General features: G+C 72.0%; 15 protein-coding genes. 7 read left to right on the top strand and 8 right to left on the bottom strand.

The genetic code is table 11. The features are described from left to right. The first annotated feature begins 41 nt into the window (after window positions 1–41). The gene (locus AUC44_RS17225) at window positions 42–1871 is read left to right on the top strand and encodes an N-acetylmuramoyl-L-alanine amidase family protein (protein WP_062157482.1); all 1830 of its coding nucleotides are present in this window, start codon (window positions 42–44) and stop codon (window positions 1869–1871) included. A gap of 569 nt (window positions 1872–2440) precedes the next feature. Here AUC44_RS17225 and AUC44_RS03925 read toward each other — a convergent pair. Further along, window positions 2441–3637 (bottom strand): amino acid aminotransferase, encoded by a 1197-nt coding sequence (locus tag AUC44_RS03925; RefSeq protein ID WP_062157483.1) that lies wholly within the window; start codon window positions 3635–3637, stop codon window positions 2441–2443. Then, window positions 3627–4538 carry a DMT family transporter gene (locus tag AUC44_RS03930; RefSeq protein ID WP_197408579.1) on the bottom strand — a complete coding sequence of 304 codons (912 nt, stop codon included), beginning with the start codon at window positions 4536–4538 and terminating at the stop codon, window positions 3627–3629. Before AUC44_RS03930 ends, AUC44_RS03925 begins: the two co-directional genes overlap by 11 nt. A 154-nt stretch (window positions 4539–4692) precedes the next feature. On the opposite strand from AUC44_RS03930, the gene AUC44_RS03935 reads away from it, so the two are divergent. The 4 genes from AUC44_RS03935 (at window position 4693) to AUC44_RS03950 (ending at window position 7601) form a co-directional block, all read left to right on the top strand. Further along, on the top strand, window positions 4693–5151 hold the full coding sequence (locus AUC44_RS03935) for an Lrp/AsnC family transcriptional regulator (protein ID WP_062157484.1): 459 nt from the start codon (window positions 4693–4695) through the stop codon (window positions 5149–5151). A 68-nt stretch (window positions 5152–5219) separates the two neighbouring features. Continuing rightward, a complete protein-coding gene (locus tag AUC44_RS03940; RefSeq protein ID WP_062157485.1) occupies window positions 5220–5906 on the top strand; it encodes an SDR family oxidoreductase in 687 nt (228 codons plus the stop codon). 23 nt (window positions 5907–5929) lie between these two features. Next, a complete protein-coding gene (locus AUC44_RS03945; RefSeq protein WP_231724518.1) occupies window positions 5930–6931 on the top strand; it encodes an NAD(P)/FAD-dependent oxidoreductase in 1002 nt (333 codons plus the stop codon). After that, window positions 6921–7601, top strand: coding sequence for an HAD family hydrolase (locus AUC44_RS03950; protein WP_062157486.1), 681 nt, complete (start codon window positions 6921–6923; stop codon window positions 7599–7601). The genes AUC44_RS03945 and AUC44_RS03950 overlap by 11 nt, the downstream gene beginning before the upstream one ends. On the opposite strand, the gene AUC44_RS03955 is transcribed toward AUC44_RS03950, so the two are convergent. Further along, window positions 7585–7881: a hypothetical protein gene (locus AUC44_RS03955; RefSeq protein ID WP_231724519.1), complete on the bottom strand. Its 297-nt coding sequence runs from the start codon at window positions 7879–7881 to the stop codon at window positions 7585–7587. The two genes, AUC44_RS03950 and AUC44_RS03955, sit on opposite strands and share 17 nt — an antisense overlap. Window positions 7882–7973: 92 nt before the next feature. Here AUC44_RS03955 and AUC44_RS03960 point away from each other — a divergent pair, with 92 nt between their 5' ends. Next, window positions 7974–8771 (top strand): serine/threonine-protein kinase, encoded by a 798-nt coding sequence (locus tag AUC44_RS03960; RefSeq protein ID WP_062157488.1) that lies wholly within the window; start codon window positions 7974–7976, stop codon window positions 8769–8771. Window positions 8772–8775: 4 nt separating this feature from the next. On the opposite strand, the gene topA is transcribed toward AUC44_RS03960, so the two are convergent. After that, complete coding sequence (gene topA, locus AUC44_RS03965) at window positions 8776–11688, bottom strand: type I DNA topoisomerase (RefSeq protein ID WP_062157489.1); 2913 nt, start codon at window positions 11686–11688, stop codon at window positions 8776–8778. Between the two features lie 187 nt (window positions 11689–11875). Here topA and AUC44_RS03970 point away from each other — a divergent pair, with 187 nt between their 5' ends. Next, window positions 11876–12448 carry a YdcF family protein gene (locus AUC44_RS03970; protein WP_062157490.1) on the top strand — a complete coding sequence of 191 codons (573 nt, stop codon included), beginning with the start codon at window positions 11876–11878 and terminating at the stop codon, window positions 12446–12448. Between the two features lie 66 nt (window positions 12449–12514). Here AUC44_RS03970 and murJ read toward each other — a convergent pair whose 3' ends face one another. The 4 genes from murJ to AUC44_RS16775 form a co-directional block, all read right to left on the bottom strand. After that, a complete protein-coding gene (gene murJ / locus AUC44_RS03975; protein ID WP_062159670.1) occupies window positions 12515–13999 on the bottom strand; it encodes a murein biosynthesis integral membrane protein MurJ in 1485 nt (494 codons plus the stop codon). Between the two features lie 177 nt (window positions 14000–14176). After that, window positions 14177–14581: a hypothetical protein gene (locus AUC44_RS03980; RefSeq protein WP_231724520.1), complete on the bottom strand. Its 405-nt coding sequence runs from the start codon at window positions 14579–14581 to the stop codon at window positions 14177–14179. A gap of 37 nt (window positions 14582–14618) precedes the next feature. Continuing rightward, window positions 14619–15041 carry a hypothetical protein gene (locus tag AUC44_RS03985; protein ID WP_062157492.1) on the bottom strand — a complete coding sequence of 141 codons (423 nt, stop codon included), beginning with the start codon at window positions 15039–15041 and terminating at the stop codon, window positions 14619–14621. 58 nt (window positions 15042–15099) lie between these two features. Next, the gene (locus AUC44_RS16775) at window positions 15100–15237 is read right to left on the bottom strand and encodes a hypothetical protein (protein WP_169796854.1); all 138 of its coding nucleotides are present in this window, start codon (window positions 15235–15237) and stop codon (window positions 15100–15102) included. Window positions 15238–15249: the final 12 nt, after the last annotated feature.

Genomic DNA, 15249 nt, shown 5'->3' on the forward strand with positions numbered 1-15249 from the left:
CTCCACACCCGGAGGGTAGGAGGACCGTGCTATCCCCAGACATGCGTCCATTTCCGGCCCGCGCCGCCCCGCTGCTCGCCGCGCTGCTGCTCCCCGGCGCCGCCCCCGCCGCCACGCCCGCGGCCCCCGCCCCGGCCGCCGGCACCCCGGCCATCCTGGTCGCCTACCCGCCCGCCGATCACCGCGTGACGTTCGACCACGTCATCCTGGAAGGCATGGTCACGCCCGGCGCGACCCTCACCGTGAGCGGCACGCCCGTCCCCACCGGCCCGGACGGCCTGTACATGACCTGGTGGCCGCTGAAACCCGGCGTGAACGACCTGCGCCTGATCGCCCGCACCCCCGCCCGCCCCGGCCAGAGTGCCCGCAGCGCCACCCGCATCCTGCGGGTCACCCGCACCGTGCCCCGCACGCTGCCCGCCACGCCCACCCTGCTGACCCGCGAGAGCGTCACGCCCGCCCAGCCCACCGAACTGTGGGACGCGGCCGGCGACACCCCCCAGGAGCGGCAGATTCCCGTGCGCTTCCAGGGCAGCCCCGGTGGCCGCGCCACCGCCCGCCTCGCCGGCCTGCCCGCCCAGCCCCTGCGCGAAGGGCCTAGCGGCACGTACAGCGGCGCGCTTGACGTGCCCGCCACCGCCCGCCTCAGCAGCGCCACCGTCACCGTCACCCTCACCGGACGCGACAGCCGCAGCGTCAGCGCCCCCGCACCGGGCCGCGTCACGAGCACCCCCGGCGCGGCCCGCACCGTCACCACCCCACCCGGCACGGTGCCCGGCCCCGACCTGAACGCCAGCAGCACCCGCCTCACCACCCCCCAGGGCGCGCCGCTGCTCTACCCCCGCGACGGCACCACCTACCGCGCCGTCGGCCGCGTGGGCACCGACCTGCGCGTCCGCCTCGCCCCCGGCGTCAGCGCCCTGGTCACCGCTGCCCAGACCGCCCCCGTCGGCTTCGCGCCGCCCCCCGCCCCCGACGGCGGCCCCATCAGCATCGACCCTGACCCCGGTCAGCTGACCCTGCGCCTCCCCCTCGGCCCCGCCCGGCCCTCCTTCACCCTCACCCAGACCGGCGACCGCACCCTGCGCCTCACCCTCTACGCCACCCCCACCCGGCCCCTCACCCCACCCGACCCCGGCGACCCCCGCCTGACCCGCCTCACCCTCAGCACCCCCAGCCCCGGCGTCACCCAGCTCGACCTCACCCTCACCGACCCCCTCTGGGGCTTTACCGCCACCGCCGACGGGGACAGCCTCCGCCTCACCACCCGCCAGCCCCCCACCCCCGACCCCGCCCGACCCCTCCAGGGCCGCGTCATCACCCTCGACCCCGGCCACGGCGGCACCCAGAACGGCGGCGCCGGCAGCCTCGGCACCCCCGAAAAGAACCTCACCCTCCCCATCGCCCTCCTCGCCGCCCAACTTCTCCAGGCCCAGGGCGCCACCGTCACCCTCACCCGCGACACCGACCTCACCCTCGGCCTCTACGAACGCGGCCTGATCGCCGAAGCAGCCAGCAGCGACCTCCTCATCAGCATCCACGCCAACGCCCTCCCCGACGGCCGCGACCCCCGCGGCACCCGCGGCCCCGAGATCTACTACACCCACCAGCAGGCCAGAGGCCCCGCGCAGGCCATCCTCACCGCCCTCCGCGCCGGCCTCCCCGACCTCGGCCCCGGCGCCGGCCTCAAACCCGACGCCGACCTCGCCCTCACCCGCCCCACCACCCAACCCAGCCTCCTCGTGGAAACCGGGTACCTCACCGACCCCGGCAACCTCCGCCTCCTGAACAGCCCAGACGGACAGCGGCGCGTCGCGCAGGCCATCGCCGACGGCATCAGTGCGTACTACGCGGGACTGGCGGGGCGGTAGGGATTCGGGGCTGGATTGGAATGGTTGCGCCTGGCGGCGGGCTTCCCCACCCCCCAGCCCCCTACCCCAGAGGGGCAGGGGGGGCTTACGTTGGCACTGGGCAAGAGTTGTTCCTGATGCGGCGGTCCTGTATTGGGCGGTGACGTGTCCGGCCTTGACGCCATCCTCCGCCCCCCGCAAGGCCCGCGCGCTGCGCGCACGACGGCCGGTGGCGATCTGCGGTCAGGTGATCAGTGGGACGCTTCGCGCCGCTGATCGACTTTCAAAACCACAGCCTTTGCAGCAGCTGAAGAAAGTAGAACCTTCTGGCGCGCACCAAGACTTGGAGCCAATGCAACGTCGTGGCAGCCGAGCTCGTCGTGTGGGCAGCGCGCGGGGCGAACGCGGCGACACCGGAGGTCTGCAACCCCATCCGTGGCCGTTCCCGCCCCATGCCCGCCGACCACCTCAGAGAAATACCTGCCGAGCGCAGCGAAAACGCCCCCTGCCCCTCTGGGGGACTCGGATGAGTCGCTTGCGGAGGGGGCTGGGGGGTGGGGAGGCCCGCCACCAGCCCCAGTGAAGGGCCGTTACCGCCCGACCACCTCCCGCCCGTACACCGCGACCAGCGCCTGTGCAAGCGGCGTGACGGCGTCGTCAGGGATGCCGGCGATGTTGATGCGGCCTTCGCGGGTGCCGTAGATGGCGTGCTGTTCGCGGAGGGTGTCCATCTGGTGGGGGGTGAGGGGGAGGAGGCTGAACATGCCCTGGTGGTGTTCGGTGCTCAGGAGGGCGTGTGGGGCGCCTGCGTCGCGCAGGGCGTGTCCGAGGGCTTCGCGGATGGTGCGGATGCGGTCGCGCATGGTGTCGAGCTCCTGGTGCCAGGGTTCGGGGTCGTGCAGGAGCGCGGCGGCGATGGCGGCGCCGTGTTCGGGGGGCATGGAGTAGGTGCGGCGGGCGATGCCCTCAAGGACGCTGAGGACGACGGCTTTCTCGCTGGGCTGGGGGACGAGGACGGTGGCGGTGCCGGTGCGTTCGCAGTAGAGGCCCATGTTCTTGGAGCAGCTGGCGGCGATGAGGACGGTGCCGAGGTGCCGGGTCATGATCCGCAGGCCCTGGGCGTCCTCAGCCAGGCCCTGGCCGAGGCCCTGGTAGGCCATGTCGACCAGGGGGATGAGGCCGCGCCCCTGGCAGTGCTGGGCGAGGGCGTGCCAGCTCTCTTCGCTCAGGTCGATGCCGGTGGGGTTGTGGCAGCAGCCCTGCACGAGGAGGATGTCGCCGGGCTGGGCGTGCCCGAGGGCTTCGAGGATGGGACGCAGGTCGGTGTGGCCGGTGCCGTCGTCCTGCCAGGGGTATTCGGCGGTGAGGAGGCCGGCGGCACGCATGAGGGGGTGGTGGTTGGCGTAGCCGGGGTTGGAGGTCCAGACGGTCGCGTCTGGGTGGGCGCTGGCGATCAGGTCGGCGAGGGTGCGCAGGGCGCCGGTGCCGCCGACGGTCTGCACGGTCACGGCGCGGTCCAGGGTAGGGGGGTGGTCGCCGAGGAGCAGGCGGGTCATGGCGGCGGTGAAGTCGGCGTTGCCGCTCAGGGGCCGGTAGACCTTGCTGGGGGCCGCGTCAGCGAGGTGGCGTTCGGCGTGCTGGACGGCGCTGAGGACGGGGGTGTGGCCGTGCGCGTCGCGGTAGATGCCGATGCCGAGGTTGAGTTTGTGCGGGCGGGGGTCGTCCCGGTGGGCGTTCTGGATGGCCCAGAGGGGATCGAGCGGGAGGGGGCGCAGGTCACTGAACATGGACGACTCCTGTGGGGGCAGTGGGGGTGCGGGTGGGCATGAGGTTGAAGACGAGGACGCCGGTGGTGACGATGGCGACGCCGATGGCCGAGGCGAGGCTGGGCCGCTCCCCGAGCAGCGGGAGGGCGAGCAGGGTGGCGAGGACGGGCGCGAGCGCGCCGACGGTGGCGCAGCGCAGCGTGCCGAGGTGTCGCAGCGCGTAGGGGTAGGTCAGCGAGGCGACGATGCCCACGCCGACGCCCTGCACGGCGATGAACGGCAGCAGGCCCTGCCAGGGCACCTGCGTGAGGTGGCTGGGCAGCGTCCCGGTCAGCAGCAGCGGCGCGAGGAGCAGCAGCGAGGGGTACGTGACGAGCATGGCGACCGCCAGCGGATCGAGTCCGGCGCGGCGGATGCCGAGCGTGTACCCGCCCCACAGCAGGCTGGCGCTCAGCAGCAGCGCGATCCCGGTGATGGGGGAGGCGCCGACCGTGCCCAGCCCGAGTACGAGCAGGACGATGCCGAGCAGGATCAGGCCCAGTCCGGGCCACTGGGCGGCCTGCACGCGGTCGCGGAACAGCATGGCCCCGACGAGCAAGACGGACAGAGGGGTGGTACCCGCCACGAGGGCGCTGACGTGCGCGGCGGATGTGCTGGCCCCCCCGGCGGCGGCGATCAGGAAGAACGGCAGGCCCGCCCCGGCGGTGATCATCAGCGCCGCGTGCCGTGGAACACGCCGCAGGGCGGGCAGGCGCGAGGGCAGCAGCGGCAGCAGCAGCGCGGCGGGGATCAGGAAGCGGATCAGCGCCACGTCCCCCGGCGTCAGCGGCGAGTGCCCGATGGCGCGGATGGTCAGTGCGAACGCCGCCCAGATGAACACCGTGACGGCCAGCGCCGCCCAGCCGAGCAGGGTGCCGGTCAAACGGGCCCGGGCGGTCCCGCGCGGAAGCGAGGAGCTGAGTTGACTCACCCCCGCATCCTCCGGCAGGGGGCGCAGAGCACCCCGGAATGGTCAGGAACTGCCAAACTCTGCCCTGAAGGCCCGGATCAGGGGCAGAATCTGCCACAATCCACCCATGGACGACCGTGACCGCCGCATCCTCGCGGCCCTCCAGGCGAACGGGCGCATCAGCAACCAGGACCTCGCGGAGCAGGTGCATCTCTCGCCGTCGCCGTGCCTGCGGCGCGTGCGGCAGCTGGAGGACTCGGGCGTCATCCAGGGCTACACCGCCCTGGTGGACGAGGAAGCGTACGGCCTGACCGTCACCGCGTTCGTGCGCGTGCGGCTGCAACTGCACACGACGGCCAGCATCCGCGCGTTCGAGGACGCCATCGCCCGCATGGACGCCGTGCTGGACTGTTACGTCATGACCGGCGAGGCCGATTACCTCCTGCGCGTCCTCGTGCCCGACCTAAAGGCGTACGAGGCGTTCGTGCGCCGGGAACTGCACGCCGTGCCCGGCATCGCCTCCATCGACACCAGTTTCGCGTACGGCCGCGTGAAGCGCGCGACGGTGTACCCGCAGCTGGGGTAGAGGCGGCGCCTCTTCACCGTTTCCTGCGACCCGCCCCCCAGGCCCCACACCCCTGCTACCGTCGGGCCATGAGTGTTCGTCCGGTGACGGTGGTGACGGGTGCGGCGGGTGGGATCGGGGCGGCGCTGGCGCGTGAGCTGGCGCCGGGGCATGACCTGATCCTGTCGGGCCGGAACGTGGGGGCGCTGGAGGCCCTGTGCGCGGAGGTGGGGGGGACGCCGCTGGTGCTGGACCTGACCCGCCCGGCATCGTTCGAGGCGGCGCTGGCGGGGCTGGGGCGCGTGTCGAACGTGGTGCACAACGCGGGGGTGGTGGAGCTGGGCGCGGTGGCGGAGCAGGACCACGCGGTGTGGTCGCACACGCTGGCGGTGAACGTGGTCGCCCCGGCGGAACTGACGCGCCTGCTGCTGCCGCGCGTGCGGGCCGAGCGGGGCACGGTGGTGTTCGTGAACAGCGGCGCGGGCCTGCGCGCGAACGCGGGCTGGGGCAGTTACGCGGCGAGCAAGTTCGCCCTGAAGGCCCTGGCGGACGCGCTGCGTGAGGAGGAGGCCGCGCATGGCGTGCGGGTCACGAGCGTGTACCCGGGCCGCACGGCGACGCCCATGCAGGAGAAGGTGCGCTCGCAGGAGGGCGCGCCGTACACCCCGGAGGCGTTCGTGCGGCCGGAGTCGGTGGCGGCGCTGATCGCGTTCGCGCTGAACGCCCCGCGCGACGCGCTGCTGCCGGACCTGAGCGTCCGGCCCGGTCCGCAGTGAGCGGCCCCGTGAGAGGAGCGGCGGTGCCCGCGCCGCACGCGGGGGAGGTCGTGCCGGGCCTGTGGGACGTGCTGATCGTGGGCGCGGGGCCGGCGGGCCTGAGTGCGGCGCTGACGCTGGGCCGCTCGCGGCGCCGGGTGTTGCTGCTGGACGGCGGGCCGCCCCGCAACGCGAGCGTGTCGGCGGGGCACGGCCTCCTGACCCGCGACGGGATCAGCCCCGAGGACCTGAAGGCGGCGGCCCTGGCGGATCTGGAACCGTACGACGTGACGGTCCGGGCGGACGGCGCACGCGAGGTCCGGCGGGTGGGCGAGTGCTTCGATGTGCGCGTCGGGGACGCGTGGCAGCGCACGCGGGTGCTGGTGTTCGCGACGGGCGTGCGCGACATCCTGCCGCCGGTACCGGGTCTGCGGGAACGCTGGGGTCAGGGCGTGTTCCACTGCCCGTACTGCGACGGCTGGGAGCACGAGGGCCGCGCCCTGGCCGTGTACGGGTCGGGGCAGTCGGCGCATCACCTCGCGCTGACGGTGCGGGCCTGGTCGGACCGCGTGACCCTGCTGTGCGACGGGGAGCCCTGCCTGACGCCCGAGCAGGCGCTCGATCTGGAACGGGTGGGTGTCACCGTCCGTACGCAGCCGGTGCGCCGCGTGAGTGGCGGCCCGATAGAGGACGCCCCGGTGTGCGTGTCGTTCGTGGGCGCCCCGCCCCTGAGTGTGGACGCGGTGTTCCTCGCGCCGGAGCAGGAGGGCGGCAGTCACCTGCCCGCTGCGCTGGGCTGCGAGCTGGACGGGAAGGGCCGCGTGACCGTGAATGCCGATCAGGAGACGGGCGTGCCGGGTGTCTTCGCTATCGGGGATATGACGGGCGCGCCGCAGTACGTGGTGCAGGCGGCGGCGGCGGGCATGCACGCGGCGCAGGTGATCAACACCCGCCTGATCCACGCGGCGGTGCACGCTCTGGGCGCGGCGTTCCACAAGAGCCCGCAGAACGAGGGCGCGCGCGATCCCGACAGCCGTGACGAGTGACCATCCCAGCACCCGGGCGGTCCTGTTCGATCTGGACGGCACCCTGCACGACCGCGCGGTCACGCTGCGCGCGTGGCTGGCGGGGCACGTCCAGCAGTTCTGCCTTCCGGACGGGTACGCCGCGCGCTTCCTGGCCCTGGAGGATCACGGCTACCGCCCGAAGGCGGAGGTGATCCCGCGGCTCGTGCAGGAATTCAACCTGCCGCACGACCCGCGCACCCTGCTGGACACCTACGCGGGGCACGTGCAGCATGCCGTCCCGATGGCCCACGCCCACGCCGTCCTGCGCGACCTGCGGGCGCGTGGCGTGCGGGTGGGCGTCGTCACGAACGGCTGGGCGGACCTCCAGCGCACCTGCGTGGAGACCTGCGGCCTGAGCGGCCTGATCGACGACCTCGTGATCAGCAAGGCCGTGGGGCTCAGCAAGCCAGACCCCGCGATCTATCGGCTGGCGCTGGACCGCCTGGGCGTCCGCGCGGATCAGGCGTGGTTCGTGGGCGACTCGCCCCGCAACGACATCGCCGGACCGCAGGCCGCCGGCCTGCGTGCCGCGTGGCTGCCCAGCACCCACCCCCTGCGCGGCGAGGTCCCGGACGCCACGCTGGGTGACCTGCGGGACGTCCTCACGCTGCCGGGGTTGCCCCACACCGCCGTCACTCGTCTGGCGTGAGGATCAGCACCGTGCCGTCCTTCGTCCCGAACGCCGTCCAGGGTTCCTCCACGCGGACGCGGTAGCCCTCGGCGGGGCGCAGGCGCACGAAGTTACTCAGTGGCAGGTCCACGACCGCCTCGCCACTCAGGCACACCAGCCAGCCGGTCTCGGCCGGCCCCGTCAGGGTGCCGGACAGGTTCACGACGCGCACGCGCCCGCCGGGCAGCCGCACCCACTCGCCGGGGCTGCCCTGCGCCAGCCGCGCCAGATGCAGGGATTGAGGAACGTCAGGTTTCACGGGCGTCACAGTGCCGCACGTCATATCACGCCCCGGCCCGCGCGGGGGCAGAAGGCCAGGAAACGACCAATGCCTGCGACTACACTCGTCGGATGTCGGATCACCTCACCACCGCGGAGTTGCTGTCATCGCTGTGTACGGTCTTTCAGGTGTTCGGTGAGCGCACGCAGGATTCCGGGCACGTCTCGTACGGGGTGCAGACGCCGGGAGGCGAGCGGCTGTTCGTGAAGACCGCCGGAGCGGCGCACCCCAGTCCGGGCGGTACGACCTTCGCGGCGCGCGTGGCGGCCCTGCGCCGCGCTGTCACGGCGCAGCTGGAGATCTCGCACCCCGCCCTGATTCCCGTGCAGCGCGTATACGAGGGCGCAGGCGGCATCGCAGTCATCCAGCCGTGGTTTCCCGGTGACCTGCTGCGCGCCCCGGCCGGGCGGCGGGATCACCCGCAGGAGGCCCACGCCCGCTTCCGCGCGCTGCCCCTGTCGGAGATCCTGGTCGCCCTGGGGCAGATCATCGACCTGCACGTCCTGCTGGCGCGGCACGGCTGGGTGGCGGGGGACTTCTATGACGGGTGCCTGATGTACGACTTCGCCGCGCGGGAGATCCGCTTCATGGACCTGGAATGCTACCGGCGCGGTCCGTACCGCAACGAGGTGGGTCGCCTGCCCGGCTCGACCCGCTTCATGGCCCCCGAGGAGTTCACGCGTGGCGCGCTCATCGACGGGCGGACGACCGTGTTCAACCTGGGCCGCATGCTGGCGATCTGCACCGACCGGCATGCGCTTCCCGGTGGCCTCGCGGCACTCATCACTCAGGCCACTGCTCCTGATCCAGCCGTCCGAATACAGAGTCCCGCCGACCTCCAGGCGAGGTGGCGAGACGCGGTGGCCTGAATCCTTACTCGCCGCGCGCAGCCTGATTGAGTTTCTTGCTGGCCTGGAGGGCCATGCCCTTGGCTTTCTTGACGTCCAGCCCGAGTTCCGGGGCGACGTCCTCGACCTTGCGGCCCTCGCCGCGCGTGGCGGTCACGAGGCGGCGCTCCGGGTCGCTCAGGACGCCCAGGTGGGGTTGCAGGTCCGCCCAGGTGAAGGTGGCCCTGTCGGGCGCGGCCTTCGCGGTTGGCTTCTTCGCGGCGGGTTTTTTGGCGGTCGACTTGCTGGCGGCGGGTTTCTTCGCCCCGGCCTTCGCGGTCGCCTTGGTCGCGCCTGCCTTGGGCGCCGCTTTCTTGGTGGCGCCTGCCTTGCCGGGCTTCTTCTTGGGTTCCTTGCCGCGTTCCTCCAGGATTTCCAGGGCGCGTTCGGCGGTCAGGTTCTCCGGCGTCTCGCCCTTGCGCAGGGTGGCGTTGCGCTCGCCGTCGGTCAGGTACGGCCCGAAGCGGCCGTCCTTGAGCTGGATGGCGGCGCGGCCCTCGATCTCGAAGGTGCGCAGCGGCCCGGCGGCAGCCGAGCGCGCCCGGAAGCGCGGTTGCAGGAACAGCGCCTCCGCCTCGGGGAGCGTCACCGTGAACAGCTGCTCATGCGTGGCGAGGCTGCGGCTGTCGTTGCCACGCTTCAGGTACGGGCCGTACTTGCCGTTGAACGCCCAGACTTCCTCGCCCTCGCTGCTGCCCACCAGCCGGGGCAGGGTCAGGAGTTGCAGGGCGCGCTCCAGGCTCAGGGTGCCCAGGTCGTCGCCGGGGAAGAGGCTGGCGCTGCGCGCGGGCGGGTTCGTGTCACCCAGGGTCACGTACGGTCCGTAGCGTCCGGCGCGCGCCACGACGGGCATCCCGGTGTCCGGGTCGGTGCCCAGGGATCGGTCGCCGCTGGGCCGCGCGAGGAGCTCCTCGGCCTTCTCGGCCGTCAGTTCGTCCGGCGCGAGGTCTTCTGGCAGGTTCGCCTTCTGCTCTCCGCGTTCCATGTACGGCCCGTAGCGGCCCACGCGGACTTCCACGCCGCTGCCCTCCAGCTTCGGCACGCGGATGGTGGCGATGCCGCGCGCGTCGATCTCGCCCATCTGCTGCTCGATGGTGGGTTTGAGCGCCATGCCCTGCCCGTGGTCCCCCAGGTAGAAGCGCCTCAGGTACGGCACGCGGCTCTCGCGGCCCCCGGCGATCTCGTCGAGGTCCTCTTCCATCTTCGCGGTGAAGTCGTAGTCCACCAGCGTCCCGAAGTGGTGTTCCAGCAGCGCGCTCGTGGCGAACGCCGTCCACGAGGGCACCAGGGCCTGGCCCTTCTTCGTGGCGTACCCACGGTCCTGGATGGTGCCCAGGATGCTGGCGTACGTGCTGGGGCGCCCGATCCCGGCGGCCTCCAGCGACTGCACCAGACTCGCTTCCGTGAAGCGGGCGGGCGGCTGGGTCTCGTGCCCCTCGGGTTTCGCACCCTCTGCCGTCACGCGCTGCCCCTCACTCAGGGGGGGCAGGGGCGTCTCGCGGTCCTCCAGCGCGGCGCTGGGGTCGTCGCTGCCTTCCACGTACGCGCGCAGGAAGCCGGGGAAGTCGATGGTGCGGCCCGACGCGCTCAGGGCCACGTCCTCGCCCCCCCTGGCCTTGCCGCCCAGGCGGACACGCAGCCCGCGGCCACGCGCGTCGGCCATCTGGCAGGCGACCGTGCGTTTCCAGATCAGGTCGTACAGGCGCCACTCGTCGCCGGACAGTTCGGTCTTCAGGCTATCGGGCGTGCGGAAGCTGCTCCCGGCCGGGCGGATCGCCTCGTGGGCCTCCTGCGCGTTCTTGGCCTTCTTCGTGTACACGCGCGGCTGCGGGGACAGGTAGTTCGCGCCGTACATCTGCGCCACCTGCGAGCGCGCCGCCTTCACGGCCTCCTCGGAGAGGTTCGTGGAGTCCGTGCGCATATAGGTGATGTAGCCCTGCTCGTACAGGCGCTGCGCGGCGCGCATCGTGCGGGTCGCGGCGAAGCCCAGCTTGCGGCTGCCCTCCTGCTGGAGGGTGGACGTGATGAACGGCGGGTAGGGCCGCTGCGTGAAGGGTTTTTCCTCCGCGCTCGTCACGGTCAGCGGCTGCCCGGCCAGCCCGTCGGCCAGGGCGCGCGCCTCGGCCTCGGTGAGCAGGCGGGCCACCACGCCGTCCTTCAGGCGGCCGGTCAGCGGGTCGAAGTCACGGCCCAGCGCCAGCTTCTGCCCCGCCAGATCGGTCAGGCGGGCCGGGAAGCTCTGCCCCTGCGCCGTCTTCGCCGTGACGAGCAGGTCCCACCACGTCGCGCTCACGAAGCGCATCCGCTCGCGTTCACGCTGCACCAGCATGCGCGTCGCCACCGACTGCACCCGCCCCGCCGACAGTTTCGGCGCGACCTTCTTCCACAGCACCGGGCTGACCTCGTACCCGTACAGGCGGTCCAGGGCCCGGCGGGCCTCCTGCGCTTCCACGAGGTTCGTGTCGATCTGACGCGGCGCGGCGATCGCGGCCTGGATCGCCTCCTTCGTGATCTCGTGGAACACCATGCGCCGCACCGGCACCTTCGGCTTCAGTTCCTGGAACAGGTGCCACGCGATGCTCTCGCCCTCGCGGTCATCGTCGGTCGCCAGGATGATCTCGTCGGCGTCCTGGGCCAGCCTGCGCAGCTTCGCCACGTGCGCCTTCTTCTCCGGCGACACCACGTACAGCGGCTGGAAGTCGTTCTCGATGTCCAGCCCCAGGCGCGCCCAGGCCTTGCCCTTGTACTTCTCGGGGATGTCCGCCGCACTTTTCGGCAGGTCGCGGATGTGCCCGATGGACGACTCCACCGTGTACCCCTTTCCGAGGTACTTCTCGATGGTGCGGGCCTTGGCAGGCGACTCGACGATAACCAGCGTGTGGGCAGAGGATCTGGGCATAGGCAGTGGTGCTCCCCGAAAGAAGTCAGGGGTGAGCGTAGCACGCCCCCCTTCACGCTTCCGGAAGAAGAGGACCAATACACCCTCATGGGCGGCCCCGACCGTCCATGCGCCGCCGGCCCGCGCGCCGCCCGCCCACGCCAGAAAGCCCTCAGGATTCAGATTTTCTTCATGCTAGGCTGCTCACATGCGACCCCGGGGCGCCACCCTCTCCATCATTCCCCTCGCGGTCACCGCCCTCTTCCTCGCCGGGTTCCTGACCGCGCCGCCCCTGCGCGTCCCTAGCGCCCCCACCCCCAACGCCACCCTGATCGTCCTGGGCGCGGCGCAGTACGACGGCCGGCCCAGCCCCGCCTTCCAGCGGCGCCTCGACCACGCCCTCACCCTCTACCAGCAGGGGCACGTGCAGCGGGTCGTGGTCACCGGAGGCCGCCAGCCCGGCGACCGCTACACCGAGGGCCGCGTCGGCGCCACCTACCTGAACGCGCACGGCGTTCCGGGCCGCGCCCTCATCGCCGAGGAACGCAGCCGCACCACCGTCCAGAACCTCGAGAACGCCCGCGCTGTGCTCCCGGGCGGCACGCCCGTCACCCTCGTCACCGACGAGGCGCACGCCCCCCGCGCCCTGGCGCTGGCCCGCGCGCTGAACATGAACGCCAACGTCAGCGCCAGTCCCCTCAGCCCCCACACCAGCCGCCAGTACGTCCTGCGCGAGAAACTCGCCCTGCTCGGCTACGCGCTGCTCGGCATCCGGCTGTAGCCCGTGAGGCCATGAGGTGCGGGGCGCAGGGGATGACCTCCTGCGCCCCGCACCGCTGTCTCCGGGTTACCGCTTCAGCCGACGCGTGACCGCCGCGACCTCCGGCATGCGCAGGGCCAGCGCGCCGCCCAGGTACACCGCGAGACCCGCGCCGCCCGCCAGCGCCAGCACGGGGACGCTGGTCAGGATGAAGCCCGGCTGGATCGGCAGCGCGCGGGCGATCAGCCACGCCGCGCCGCCCGAGACGGCTGCCAGCGGCACCACGCGCAGCAGATGCCCCGTGACCTCGCGCGTGGGGAAGCCCACCGCGCGGCGGTACAGGACGATCAGGGCCGCCGTCATCAGCAGCCCGCTGATGGTGGTGCTCAGCCCGAAGCCGATCAATCCCAGCGGTGGGACCAGCAGGCGGTACAGTGCGACCTCTAGCACGAACCCGATGGCGCTGATCGTCACGGCCTCCCGCGTGCGTTCCCGCGCGTAGAAGGTGCGCAGCAGCACCGTCACCAGCGCCCACGGCACCAGGGCCAGCGCCCAGCCGAACAGGATTCCGCTGCCCGCCGCGAACTTATCCAGTTCCTGGACGCCCCTCGGCGGGGTCAGGTTGATCAGGCTGACCGCGAACGGGGCCAGTGCGATCAGGAGCGCACTCATGGGGGCCGCCAGGAACGTAGTCGTACGGATGGTGCTGGCCGTCAGTGCGCGGAACTGCGTCCAGTCCTTTTCCGCCGCGGCCTGCGAGAAGCGTGGGAAGACAGCCAGGACGGGGGAGACGACGAACAGACCGTTGACCATCGTGAACAGCGCCTCGGCGTTGGTGTACCCGGTCTGCGTGCCTTTCGGGAACTGCTGAGCGTTGGACAGCAGGCTGGTCACGTACACGTTCAGGATCTGCCGGGCCCCGGCGGTCAGGGTGAACGGCGCCATCTGCTTCAGCACGCGGCCCACCGCCGGGTGCCCCTTCAGGCCGGGCGTGGGCAGCAGCCCAAAGCGGTTCAGGGCGGGGAGCTGCACCAGCAGCTGCGCCACACCACCGATCAGCCAGCCGAAGGCGAGCCACGTCGCGCTGTGCGGCAGCAGGATCAGCGCGACGATGCTGGCAATGTTGAACGCCACGGGCGCGAAACTGCTCTCACGGAAATGCTCGTCGGCGTTCAGCAGGCCCATCGCGATGGCCGACAAGCTGATCAGCATCAGGAACGGCATGAGCATGCGCGTCATGAACAGCGTCAGTTCCCGGTCCACGTTGGAATTGCTGGCCAGCAGCAGATCCACGATCCACGGCGCGGCGAAGATCCCGGCCGCCATGAGCAGGAGGTTCACGGCGATGAGCACGCCGCTGAACGCCTGCGCCAGTTCCCGGCGGCCCCGGGTGTCCAGGGTCTTGTACACCGGGATGAACGAGTTCACCAGGGCGCCCTCGGCCAGCAGTTCCCGCAGCAGGTTCGGGACCTTCACGGCGACCGAGAAGGCGTCGGTCAGGGCTGGCGCGAAAGTGTTGATGATCTGTTGCCGGATGATGCCGCTCAGGCGGGAGCCGAGCGTGCCGAGCATCACGATGATCGTGTTCGCCCGCAGCGACTTGGCGGGGCTGGCCGGCGCCGGCGCGTCGGGCGGGCCGGCGTCCTCGAAGGTCAGGTTCAGTTCGGGTGGGGCGGGCGGCTGGCCCAGCGGGGACTTGCTCACCGGGCCACTGTAGCGCCGCCCACGGGCGGAGGTGAGACGGGTGGGTCAGTCCGTCAGGGCCTGAGCGTCCCCGTCTGGCCCGACGAACAGCCGCGCGGCCCCGAACGCCACCGGAAGCCGCAGCGTACCCAGGTACGCCTGAAGGGTCGCTGGCAGGGCGTCCAGCGTCAGGGGCGTGCGCGGCGCGGCCACCAGCCGGTACGTCCCGGCCTCGCTGGGCACGTGGTCGTACACGAACGCCCCCCGGCGCTGCGGGGCGCACAGGTGCTCGTCGAAGCCCCCGGCGGGCGTATTCGTCTCCTCGGTCTCCGGGCGCGTGTCGAGCCACACGTGCGTGGCCTCCAGCAGTTCCTCGGAGGCCAGGGCCTGGGCGGGGACGGTGTCGTCCCCGGCGGCCAGGAACTGCGCCAGATGCCCGTCCGGGTCGGTGGCGAACCAGTCGAACTCCACCCCGGCGATCTCCTCGCGGGTCAGGGGGTATGGGCCGTCACCGGTTCAGCAGGTTCTGAATGGCGGGCGTGGCGGCCGGGAACGAGACGGCGACGTTCACGGTCGTCCCGGCGGGGGTGGCGGGATCCACGTTGATCCAGTGGCTGGCGAGCACCGGCGGGTTCGGCTGCGGGTCGATAGCGCGAACGAGCACGCGGCCCTGCGGCGGCACGAACGCGCACCAGCCCTCGCTGGCCGCGCTGAAGGCGCGCACCGGCAGCACGCTCTGGAGCGTCAGGTCGTCCGGCGTCGCCCAGTACTCGATCAGGAGACTGGCCTGCGCGCGGTTCAGGTCGGCTGCGGCGACGTCCAGCTGGATCTCGACCCCGTCAGCCTTGCCGGGCACGAGATTCATCCAGCCCGGGACGACCAGGCGACCACTCTGGGCACTCTTGAACTGCTGCGGGGCGGGCTGTGTCATGGCGCACAGCGTAGCGCACCCCCGCCCGTCCCTGAGGACCGTCAGCCCCGGGGGCCGTTCAGCTGCGCTTGACGGTGCGGATCAGCGCGCGCACCGCGACGAAACCCACCGCGAAGAACAGCAGTGGCGTGAGGTTCACGGTCACCTCGGCGTCCTTTTCGGGTTCCAGGGGGTTCTGCTTGCGGTACTTGATCATGCGTCCCAGCCT

The organism is Deinococcus actinosclerus (assembly GCF_001507665.1).
Lineage (GTDB): Bacteria > Deinococcota > Deinococci > Deinococcales > Deinococcaceae > Deinococcus > Deinococcus actinosclerus.

What these genes read in the sequence shown, in the direction of transcription:
- AUC44_RS03935 (WP_062157484.1), top strand. Translation starts at nt 4,693, where the DNA reads ATGGACGACCGTGACCGCCGCATCCTCGCGGCCCTCCAGGCGAACGGG.
- AUC44_RS03925 (WP_062157483.1), bottom strand. Translation starts at nt 3,637, where the DNA reads ATGTTCAGTGACCTGCGCCCCCTCCCGCTCGATCCCCTCTGGGCCATC.
- AUC44_RS03970 (WP_062157490.1), top strand. Translation starts at nt 11,876, where the DNA reads ATGCGACCCCGGGGCGCCACCCTCTCCATCATTCCCCTCGCGGTCACC.
- AUC44_RS03960 (WP_062157488.1), top strand. Translation starts at nt 7,974, where the DNA reads ATGTCGGATCACCTCACCACCGCGGAGTTGCTGTCATCGCTGTGTACG.
- topA (WP_062157489.1), bottom strand. Translation starts at nt 11,688, where the DNA reads ATGCCCAGATCCTCTGCCCACACGCTGGTTATCGTCGAGTCGCCTGCC.
- AUC44_RS17225 (WP_062157482.1), top strand. Translation starts at nt 42, where the DNA reads ATGCGTCCATTTCCGGCCCGCGCCGCCCCGCTGCTCGCCGCGCTGCTG.
- AUC44_RS03985 (WP_062157492.1), bottom strand. Translation starts at nt 15,041, where the DNA reads ATGACACAGCCCGCCCCGCAGCAGTTCAAGAGTGCCCAGAGTGGTCGC.
- murJ (WP_062159670.1), bottom strand. Translation starts at nt 13,999, where the DNA reads ATGCTCGGCACGCTCGGCTCCCGCCTGAGCGGCATCATCCGGCAACAG.
- AUC44_RS03940 (WP_062157485.1), top strand. Translation starts at nt 5,220, where the DNA reads ATGAGTGTTCGTCCGGTGACGGTGGTGACGGGTGCGGCGGGTGGGATC.
- AUC44_RS16775 (WP_169796854.1), bottom strand. Translation starts at nt 15,237, where the DNA reads ATGATCAAGTACCGCAAGCAGAACCCCCTGGAACCCGAAAAGGACGCC.